The organism is Streptomyces oryzae, from assembly GCF_017676365.1.
GTDB lineage: Bacteria > Actinomycetota > Actinomycetes > Streptomycetales > Streptomycetaceae > Streptomyces > Streptomyces oryzae.
In genome coordinates, this window is sequence record NZ_JADKMA010000238.1 from 1 (window position 1) to 10,114 (window position 10,114).

A 10,114-nucleotide genomic window follows, 5' to 3' on the forward strand; every position below is an offset into this window, starting at 1 on the left:
GGGTTCGGCGTCCGGGCCGGGGACTTGGGGGTCCGGTTCGTTGCGGGCCTGATGGGCGTCGCGCACCTGATGGGCGTCCCGGGCGGCGGCCAGCCGGGCGCTCAGCTCGGCCGAGAGCTTCGCCACCTGGTCCACCGTGCGGGCCGGGCCGGTGCTCCGGACCTCCTCCCGGCCTTTCCGGGTGCCGGTGGCGCTCATCGGGTCACCGTCCCGCGGCCAGAGGTGAGCAGGGCCACCGCGTCGGCCAGCTGGGTGAGCATCCGCTGCTGCGCCTCGGCCAGCACGCCGACCTGCCGGGCGAGTTCGTCCAGCTCGGCGCGGGTGACGGGCCCTGCTGTCCGGTCCTGGCGGGGTTCGGGATCCGGTTCCGTGCGGGGCGGCCCGGGTCTGCCCTGCTCCGCGGCGGCGGAGCGCTCGTCGATCATCTGCGCGGCCAGGCGCGGGGTTCCCGCGTCGTCCAGCAGCTCCGCGAGGTCCAGCTCGACGCCGAACTCGCCCTCCAACTGCCGTACGAGCCCGATCAGCTGGAGCGAGTCGGCCCCCAGCCCGACGAAGCTGCGGTCCGGGTCGAGCTCCTCCGGTGCGTAGTCCAGGTGGTCAGCGGTCAGCTTGGTGACGCGGTCGAGTAAGGCTTGGTCCGTCAACGTATCCTCCGTGCGGTTGTGGGGACTTGCTGCCGACGTGCCGGTGCGGGGCCGCGCTTGCGTACGGGCCAGGGGCGGCGGGCCCTTCCAGTGCGCGGTGCACTGGAAGGGGTAGCCGGGCAGCGGGACGCGTCCGCCCCCCTGTTCGCCCAGCAGCGCGGCCCAGTCGAGTTCCGCGCCCGCCTGGTACAGCGCGGCGACCGCGTTCCAGAACCCGGTCAGTACCGGGTCCGGCTGCGGAACGGAGACGGCCGGTCCTGGTGCGCGGCAGGAAGCGGCCGGTCGGAAGGCCGGTGCCAGGCCGTGCAGCACGACGGCCTCGGCGTACGCGTACGAGGCGCACGGAACATCCGCGTCGGCATCCGCCGGCTCGGCGCCGTCGAGCATCAGCCGCAGCGCGTCCTCCGGTGCCAGAGTCCCCGAGGCGCAGGACGCCGCCCAGCATCCGGTCCCTCGCCCGGTGGTGCGGGACGGCCGGATGCCGAGCTGCTCCCAGAGGGCGCGCTGCGCGGTCTGGAGTACGAACAGGGCGGGGGAGGCCAGGGTGCGGCAGCTGTCTGCGGGCGCTTCGGGGTCCAGCAGTACGGCGGCGAGGTCCGGGTGCGGTCCGGTGAGCGCGTCCACGGTCTCCCGCACCACCGCGAAGCGCCCGTACAGGCCGCGGGCCGCACCGGCGGGGAAGGCGGCAGGTCCTTCCTCGAACGCGAAGGCGGTACGGAAAGCGCGCCCGTCGTCCGGGCCTACAGCCGACTGCTGTTCCCCTCTTCGCTCCCGCGCGCGTCTTCGGTCCCGCGCCAGCCAGGCGTCGAGCTGTGCCACCAGCCGCTCCGGGCGGGGCGGGGCCTCGGGTCCTGCGGCGGTGAGGACGAGGCGGTGGGCGAAGTGCCGGCGCCCCAGCGCGAGGGTGGTGACCAGGTCCTGCCACGACGGCACGTCCCCGGCGCGCAGCCGGTCACGCAGCGCCCGTGCCGCGTCCGCCAGCGCGGGCCCGGTCCGCGCGGACAGCGGCAGCAGCGGGGCGGGAATGGGGGTGGCGGCGGGGAGCTCGCCGGTCCGGGCACGGCCGGCCCGGGCGCGCCCGGTCGAACGACGGTCCCCGCCCTCGGGTACGTGGACGGGCCGGCGCGTCGGCGGCTCCTGGAGGATCAGATGCGCGTTGGTGCCTCCCATCCCGATGGAGTGCACGCACGCGCGGCGCGGGCCGCCGTCGACGGGCCAGGGCGCGGGGGAGACCGGCAGCAGGAACGGGCTGTCGGCCGGATCGAGAGCGGGGTTGGGGCGGCGGTGGTTGACCAGCGGCGGGACCGTGCCGTGCCGCAGCACCAAGGCGGCCCGTACCAGCCCGGCCAGTCCGGCGCAGCTGTCGAGATGGCCGATGGCCGGTTTCGCGGAGCCGAGCGCGCAGTAGCCGCGGGCCCCGGTATGGGCGCGGAACGCCTCGCTGAGCCCGGCGAACTCCAGGGGATCGCCCTTGAGCGTGCCGGTGCCGTGCGACTCCAGATAGCCGATGGTCTCCGGGTGCACTCCGGCGCGTTCGAGCGCCAGCAGCACCGCGTCGCGCTGGCCGGAGACGCTGGGGGCGGCGAAGCTGCGCTTGTCGGCGCCGTCGTTGGTGACGGCGGAGCCCAGAATGACCGCGTGCACGGTGTCGCCGTCGGCCAGCGCGTGCTCCAGCGGTTTGAGCAGCACCGCCACGGCGCCGTTGCCGCCGACGGTGCCGTCCGCGTCGGCGTCGAACGGCCGTACGGCGCCGGTCGGCGAGATGGTCGAGCCGCGCATGTGCCGGTGCCCGGTGGCCTGCGGCAGGTGGAGCGCCGCCGAGCCGACGAGCATCATCCCCGCCTCCCCGGCGCGCAGCGCCTGGCAGGCGAGATGCACCGAGACCAGCGAGCCCGAACAGGCCGTCGCCAGACCGGCGGTGGGCCCGGTCAGCCCGAGCCGGAAGGCGACCCGCGCTGCGGCGAAGTCCGGATAGTTGCCCACCTGGAGGCTCTTGAGGGCCACCCAGTCCGCGCCGTCCCGCTCACCGGCGAGGTTGTGGTCGAGGTAGGAGTGCAGGGAGTGGAGGCGGTAACCGGTGGTGGCGTAGACGCCGATACGTGCCGCGGCGCGTGCGGGGTCGCCGTAGCCCGCGTCCTCCAGCGCATGGTGGCAGCACTCCAGCAGCAGCCGGTGCTGCGGGTCGGTGACGGCGGCTTCCTTGGCACTCATACCGAAGAACTCGGCGTCGAAGTCCTCGATGCCGGTCAGCGGCGCCCCGGCGGCGACGAAGTCCCCGGCAGCGCGTAACCGTTCGGGGATGCCGGCCGCGCGCAGCTCCGCGTCGGTGAACCGCCTCACGTGGCTGACGCCCTTCACCATGTCGCGCCACAGCTGTTCCCTGTCGTCAGCCCCCGGAAGCCGGAACGCCGTCCCGATCACCGCTATCGGCGTCCGGCCCGCCGGGGTCCTCGCCACGGCCTCCGCTGCCTTCACCGCCTTCGCCGGTGGTGCCGGCGGTGGTGCTGCTGTCCGAGCTGTGCCTGTCACCTGTGGTTCCCTTCTCCGCCGGATCGCGGCGGACCGTTGCAGAACCGGTGGAACGGGAGTCGCGCAAAGAGCCGGAAGTCCGGTCGGGGGACGAGCGCCGGGCACGCGGCCCGAGAGCGAGCAGCGCGAGGAACACACCCGCGACGGCCACGGCGGCCCCGTGCGACCAGGCGACCACGGTCAGCGGTGCGAACGCCTCCAACAGCGCCGACACTCCGACCATCCCGGCACCGAAGCCGAAGTTCTCCGCCGTCGCCGACAGGCCGAAGACCGGAGTGCGGACGCGGGCCGGCAGCGTCTGCAGATGGGAGACGTAGGACACCTCCGTCAGGCCGTCAGCGGCCCCGGCCACCAGCGCGATCGGCACCACGGCTGCGAGCGGGAAGCCGGCGAAGGCCAGGATGAAGGAGACCGACATCACGACGGTGCCGACGCCGAAGGCCCGTGCCCCGGCCTGCTTTCCGGTGCGGCGCCCGTACCACCGGATGAGCTGCTGCATCAGCACATTGCCCAGGCCCCAGCAGAGCCAGAAGCGGCTGACGAACGCCGCCGGGTCGTCCGGGTCGGCGGCGGTGGAGTAGATGGGCAGGGCGACGTTGTGCGAGGAGGAGCCGAGCGCGTCGACGGCACGCAGACCGACCATCAGCAGCAGCACCGGCGTTCCGGTGAGCGCCGCCACGGATGCGGCCCCGCGCATCCGGCCCCGCAGCCCGCGCCGGCTCGCGGGGGATGCGCCGGGGCCCTGCGCGGCCTGCGTACTCTCGCTCTCGCCTTCGCCGTCCGCCTCCCGCGAGGTCGCCGGGGTCGCCGGGAACGCCGGGGACGACGGCAGCAGGGTGACGGTGGCCGCGCAGCACAGGAAGGTGGCCATGTCGATGAGGAACGCGGCCGTATAGCCGAGCAGCGGGACCACCACACCGGCGGAGGCGAAGCCGGCGACCATCGCACCCGAGCGCGCTGTCGCCATCCACGAGTTGGCCCACGCCCGCCGCCGCTGCCCCACCAGATCGGGTACGGCACCGCGCAGCGCGACGAGAAACAGCGTGCCCCCGGCGCCCACCACCGCGGCGGACACGAACAGGGCCACGGCGCGGAGCCCGTGCGGCGCCAGTACGAGGGCCAGCAGCGCCGCTGCCTGCAGCACGTTGGCCCACAGCATCACCGAACGCGCCCCGAACCGGGCGACGGTAGCGCCGCACGCCGGCCCTGCGAGGAAGCCGGAGATCAGCCGAACCGCCATGAACAGCCCGGTCGACAGTGCGCTGTCCGTCGTCGCGTAGACGAACAGATTCAGCGCGACCATGTTCAGGAAGCTGCCGTACTGCGAGACGGCGAAGCCGGCGATGACCAGCCGGAAGCGGCCGTCCGAAACGCTGCCGGTGTCTGCCGGGCCGCCGGTCACCGCGCCGGTCTCGCCGACCGTCTTCCCGTCCGTCATGGCGCCACGAGGAACGGGCCGGAGGTCCGGCAGTCGGGGCTGGCACCCATGCCGACCACCGCGCCGGCGCCGTACGGCAGGGCGCGGATGTGCGATCCGGCGTAGCCGTCGGGGGTGAGGAAGACGTCCCAGACGGCCATCCAGTCCTCGGTCCGGCCGCTCTCCGGGTCCAGCACGGGCTCGGCCCGGGGCGCTATCCGTTCCTGGACGACGAATCCGGCGTCCGCGCACTCGCCGAGCACGCGGGCCCACTCCCTCTCGCCGAGCTGCCAGCCGACGTGGATACCGGCTCCCGCGAAGTCGGCACGCGGTTTGACGATCAGCCGCTCGCGCTGGTCGCGGCAGTACGGGACGAGGTCCCGGGTCAGTTCCCGCGTCCAGGGCAGTACGCGGTCGACCAGGTCGCGCTCCTCCTGGGTGAAGGTCTCCCTGCCACGAGCGCCGGAAAGCAGTGCCAGGCAGCCCTTGTTGGCGTACAGGGAGCTCTGGAAGGTGGTGAACAGCACCACCTTGCCCTCCTCGTGGGCGCGCAGTACCGGCTCGACGGCTTCCGCGCCGCCGGGCGCGCGGGCGATCTGGCCGGTGGAGAAGTAGCGCAGCACGACGTCCACCGGGGTGCCGTCGAGCACCAGCCTGCCGTCCTTCTCCTTCAGGTCGCCGACCTCGCAGATCCGCAGATCGACACCGAGGCCGCGCATCATCTCCTGGAAGGACCGCACCAGGTGCAGATACGTGCCCAGTCCGCCGTCCGCCTCGGTGAACGCGACGACGGGCTCGGCGCCGCCGGTCAGCGGCTCCGCCGCGGTGCGCAGCGCGGCGGCGATGCGCTCGCCGGTGTGCACATAGCTGAGCCGGTGCTCCCGCGCGAACTCCTCGAACGCCGGCACGCCCAGCAGACAGCGCTGGATCTCCGCCCGGTCGGCGCCCCCCAGTTCGCTGCCGACGTTGAACTCCAGCAGCCGGAAGGAGGTGCCGTCGTGGTACAGGTCCGCACGCCCGTACGGCGTGGGGTTGCCGTCGGCGAACCGCCGCATCAGCCGTGCCTGGGGCTCCGGGATGCCGAGGGCTTCGCAGTAGGCGCCCAGGTCGCCGCCGAAGAGCTTGCCGGGCAGGCTCACCAGGAGATCGAAGAAGGCGTGGACGTCTGCGGCGAAGCGGCGCATTTCTCGTTCGTCGATGAAGAAGGCTCGTGGTAGCAGGCGGTGGCCGCAGGAGGCGTCGAACAGCGGGGGAAAGTCTTTCCGCGCTTCGGCCATGCTGTGGAGTAACGCGGCGTTGCCTGCGCGGCAGGCGCCGTTGTAACTCTGCGTCACGGAGTCGGTCATGGCTTCTCCCTAAGGGGATCGTTCGGCAACGTTGCGTGCCCCTAAGGGGCGCGAGGAACTGCGCGACCAGCCACGAAGCACCCGCAGTCCGCGACGCGCAGAAAGGGGCAGCCCCTTCTCGGCAAAAGCGTCGGCCCTTACTCGTCCGGCAGCTCCCTCATCGTGCGGAGGGGAGACAAGAAGACCGGCAGCCACGCGCCGGCGAGGCCGACCGCGCCGACCCACAGCGCGGTCCGCGCGGAGGCGAACTCACCGACGGTGGCGGCGATACCGCCGCCGACGGCCAGCGCGCCGGTGAACAGGAAGCGGATGGTCGCGTTCATCCGCCCCAGCAGCGGTGTGGGCGTCACCCGCTGCCGGAAGCTGACGAGCAGTACGTTGTCCACGCCCATCCGGAAGGTGACCAGCAGCCAGGCCCCCGCGGCGGCGCCCAGCAGCCAGCCGCGGTCCACCAGCGGCACGGTGAGCGCGAACGGCACGGTGTACATGCCGAGGATCCACGGGGCCCGCCCGGGGCCGAGCCGGTCGCCGACCCGCCGGGCGCTCAGCGCGCCCGCGAACACCCCGATGCCACCGATGGACAGGAACAGCCCGACGACCCAGATGGGCAGCCCCAGTTCATCCCGGAAGACGACGGGGATCATCGTGGTGATGGTGAAGACGGAGAGGTTGGTGCAGGAGCCGGCCATCGCCACCGGGCGCAGCACCGTGTGCCGGGCGACGAAGCGCACTCCTTCGCCGATCTCCGCCCACAGCGTCTTGCGGCGGTCCCGCTCCGGGCGGGCCTCCGGCTTGCGGATCCGGCCGAGCAGCAGGGCCGAGCAGACGAAGCCGAGCGCGTTGGCCAGCACTGCGACCGGCGCGGTGAGGGCCTGCACCAGGAAGCCGCCACCGCCGCGGCCGCCGGCCTGCAGGGCGGCGTCCCAGCTGTTGAGCTGCGAGTTGGCGGCCACCAGCCGGTCCCGGCCGACGAGGTCGGGCAGACAGCTCTGCGCCGCGACGTCGAAGAAGACGGTCGCACAGCCGTTCAGCAGCACCACGGCGTACAGCTGCGTGATGGTCAGCGCGTCGAACAGCGCGGCGAGCGGTACGGAGCCGAGCAGTACGGCACGGACGGCATCGGCGGCGATCATGGTGCGCCGGTAGCGCATCCTGTCCACCCAGGCACCGGCGGGCAGTCCGATGAGCAGGAACGCGACCGTGCTCAGCATGCCGAGCACGCCCACCTGCCCGGCCGAGGCGTCCAGCGTCTCGATGGCCACCAGCGGCAGCGCGATATAGCCGATATGGGTACCGACCTTGCTGACCACGGCTGCCGAGAACAGCATCCGGAAGTCGTGGTCCCGCATCAGCCCCGGCTGCTCCGCCGAGTCGCCTGGCTTCTCCGGCTTCCCGGGCCTGCTGTCCTTGGCGGGCTTGGCGGGCGTGCCCGGCTCGTCCGGCGGCGGACCGGCCCCCGGGGCGAGGGCCGGCTGGGCGGCAGCCGTCGTACCGGTGGCGGGGGAGCGCTCGGCGCCCTCGTGTGCGTCGGTCACTTCGGCACCGCCTCACTGCCGGCCGCCGGCTGTCCGGCCGCCGTCGTCCGGATGCGCAGGATCCGCTCGACCTCGTCGCAGCGCCTGCCCGCTTCGGCCGCGTCCGGAGCGGTGGCGATCACATAGCCCATGGCGCGGTCCCAGCCGGCCCTGATGGGCGGCACGGTGCCGCCCCTGCCCATGGCCAGCATCACGCCCGTGGGCGCTCCGGACAGCTCCGTCAGGCCCGGGACGCCGGGTAACGTCACCCCGTCAGGGGCCCGCAGCACGGTCACTCCGGCGGCCTGAAGCTCCTCGATGCCGTCGAATCCGGTGAGCACTCCGGGTTCCGGCGCGAAGAACCGTACGGTGGCGGCGGCAGTCGGCTCCGGCGCCTTCTCCGGCAGCGGCTCGATGCCGAGCGGTACGGACAGGAACATCCGGGAGAAGTCCAGCCCGCAGGCGCGGCGGACGACGGCGGGTGCTCCGCCGCCGCCCATCCGGCTGTGCGACTCGAGCATCCTGGGCCCGTCGGGGGTGAGCAGGAACTCGGTGTGGGTGGGGCCCTCCAGCAGGCCGATCCGAGTCAGCAGCGCGACGGTCTGCTCGTGCAGCTGCTCGGTCCACTCGGCTCCGTAGGCGCCAGGAACGGTGTGTTCCATCTCCACCAGGTGTGCGTCCAGGACGGACGTCATCAGGGCGACGGGCAGATGCCGCCCGTCGGCGGAGAAGGACTCGACGCTGATGATCGGGCCCTCCAGGAACTCCTCGGCGAGGCCCCGAGCGTGGCCCTCGGCGGCGTACTGCTCCCAGATCCGGCGGGCTCCGTGCTCGTCGTCGGCGAAGTGGACGTCCGCGCTGGCGGTGCCGTCCACCGGCTTGAGGACGATACGGGCGCCGGTCTCCCGCTGGAAGGCGGCGAGCGCGTCGGCGCCCTCGACCACCCGGTGCCGTACGGCGGGCATACCGGCCTGCTCCAGCGCGGCCCTGGTGAGCGCCTTGTCCTGGAGGGTGGCGACGGCTTCCGGGCTGTTGCCGGGCAGGCCGAGCCTGCGGGTCACCTCGGCTGTGGGTACGGCACCGACCTCGCTGGTGGTCAGCACCCGCGCGAACGGCCGCTCCTCGTGCAGCGGGGCGAGCACGTCGAACAGCGCGTCGGCGTCCGACAGGTCGGCGTGCTCGATCCGCTCGCAGTAGGCGTGCAGCTTCTCCTCGTACATCCCAGGGGCGTGGACCAGTACGACGTCGAGGTCCAGCTCGGGCGCCGCCATCACCGAGTGGGACTGTCCGCCGACGACGGCGACGCGCCTTCGTCCCGTGCCGGGCGCTGTCATGCGGTCTCCAGGCGCAGGGCGCCGGTCAGTTCACGGAAGACGGGGTCGAGCTGGTCCGTGCGCTCGACGGTGTAGATGAGGTGGCCGTGGCCCTGGAAGGTGCGGGGCGGCACCAGCAGGTGCTCGCCGGGCTCGCGGTAGATCTCCACCTCGTCCACGCGCGGGTCCGCGCGTACCTCCTCCAGACCCGCAGCGCCGGTGAAGGTACCCGCCTGCTTGGGGAAGATGTTCCAGAAGCCGACGGGGGTGGGCTCCGGCCTCGGATCGAGGTGCGGGGCGCGGCCACGGGCCAGGTCCAGTACCGCCGCCACCATGTCGACGCCGGTGGACAGCTGGACCGAGCGGTATATGGGCCCGCCGCCCATCCGCGCCGCGGCCTCCAGTACCACGGGCTGCGGCGGGCCGGCCGGGTCGTGCTCCGCGCCCCGCAGCCGGAACTCCACGTGGGTGGCCCCGGTGCGGATGTCCAGCGCCCGGTGCACGGCGGCGGTCGCCTCCTCGACGGCCTTGACCGTCGCGGCCGGCAGCCGCGTGGGGGTGCAGGCATAGACCTCCTCGAAGGTGGGGCCGGTCGGCAACGGCTTGTCGTGGATCGCCAGCGTCGTGGTGGCGCCCTCGTGCACCACCGACTCGACGCAGATCTCCGTGCCCGGCACGAACTCCTCCAGCAGCAGCCCGCCCTCGTACTCGCGCTGCGCCGCCTCGTGCAGCGGATCGTAGGTGAACCCGTCCCAGGCGCCGGTACGGAACGTCTCGAAGTACGCGGCGAGTTCGTCCTCGTCGGCGACGCTGCGGACGAACATGCTGCCGGTGCCCAGCACGGGCTTCATCACCAGCGGGAAGCCGGTGTGCCGCGCCAGCTCGCGGGCCTCGTCCAGGGAGTGCGCGAGGCCGTGGCGCGGCTGTGGCACCCCGCCCTCGGTGAACGCCTGGCGCATCCGCCACTTGTCCCTGGCCAGCCGCGCCGTGCGCTCCGGTACGCCCGGCAGACCGAACTCGGCGGCGACCCGGGCGACGGCGGGCACCGGCGCCTCGGCGAAGGTGACCACCGCCGTGAACGGCTCGCTCTCGTCGGCGGCCAGCCGGCGGGCCGCGGTGAGGGTTTCGTCGATGCTGCTGGTGTCGGCGATCTCCACCCGGTCGACGTAGTCCGCCTCCCAGTCCGGGTCCTTCATCACCAGCAGCAGCCGCTCGCCGTGCTGCCTGGCGTAGTCGCGGGCACGGGCGAGATGGCGTCTGCGGCTGAGATTCTTCTTGTGCAGCACAAGGATGCTCATGGCGGTGGAACACTGCCTTCCGTTCGCGGACGGGCCAAAGACGGGGGTACGGG

Annotated in this window: 7 protein-coding genes; all 7 read right to left on the minus strand. The window is 73.1% G+C overall.

Features of this window, described 5'->3' with window-relative positions:
• On the minus strand, positions 1–198 hold a 198-nt coding region (locus ITI46_RS30675), incomplete at its 3' end, for a hypothetical protein (RefSeq protein ID WP_209243197.1).
• A complete protein-coding gene (locus ITI46_RS30680) occupies positions 195–3,101 on the minus strand; it encodes a beta-ketoacyl synthase N-terminal-like domain-containing protein (RefSeq protein ID WP_209243198.1) in 2,907 nt (968 codons plus the stop codon). The genes ITI46_RS30675 and ITI46_RS30680, both read right to left, overlap by 4 nt.
• Positions 3,031–4,611 (minus strand): MFS transporter, encoded by a 1,581-nt coding sequence (locus tag ITI46_RS30685; protein WP_209243199.1) that lies wholly within the window; start codon positions 4,609–4,611, stop codon positions 3,031–3,033. Before ITI46_RS30685 ends, ITI46_RS30680 begins: the two co-directional genes overlap by 71 nt.
• Positions 4,608–5,936 carry a hypothetical protein gene (locus tag ITI46_RS30690; protein ID WP_209243200.1) on the minus strand — a complete coding sequence of 443 codons (1,329 nt, stop codon included), beginning with the start codon at positions 5,934–5,936 and terminating at the stop codon, positions 4,608–4,610. Before ITI46_RS30690 ends, ITI46_RS30685 begins: the two co-directional genes overlap by 4 nt.
• Positions 5,937–6,073: 137 nt before the next feature.
• The gene (locus tag ITI46_RS30695; RefSeq protein ID WP_307808391.1) at positions 6,074–7,471 is read right to left on the minus strand and encodes an MFS transporter; all 1,398 of its coding nucleotides are present in this window, start codon (positions 7,469–7,471) and stop codon (positions 6,074–6,076) included.
• Positions 7,468–8,784: an ATP-grasp domain-containing protein gene (locus ITI46_RS30700; protein ID WP_209243201.1), complete on the minus strand. Its 1,317-nt coding sequence runs from the start codon at positions 8,782–8,784 to the stop codon at positions 7,468–7,470. Before ITI46_RS30700 ends, ITI46_RS30695 begins: the two co-directional genes overlap by 4 nt.
• Entirely contained in the window at positions 8,781–10,061 is a 1,281-nt protein-coding gene (locus ITI46_RS30705; RefSeq protein WP_209243202.1) for an ATP-grasp domain-containing protein, read from the minus strand. The genes ITI46_RS30700 and ITI46_RS30705 overlap by 4 nt, the downstream gene beginning before the upstream one ends.
• Positions 10,062–10,114: the final 53 nt, after the last annotated feature.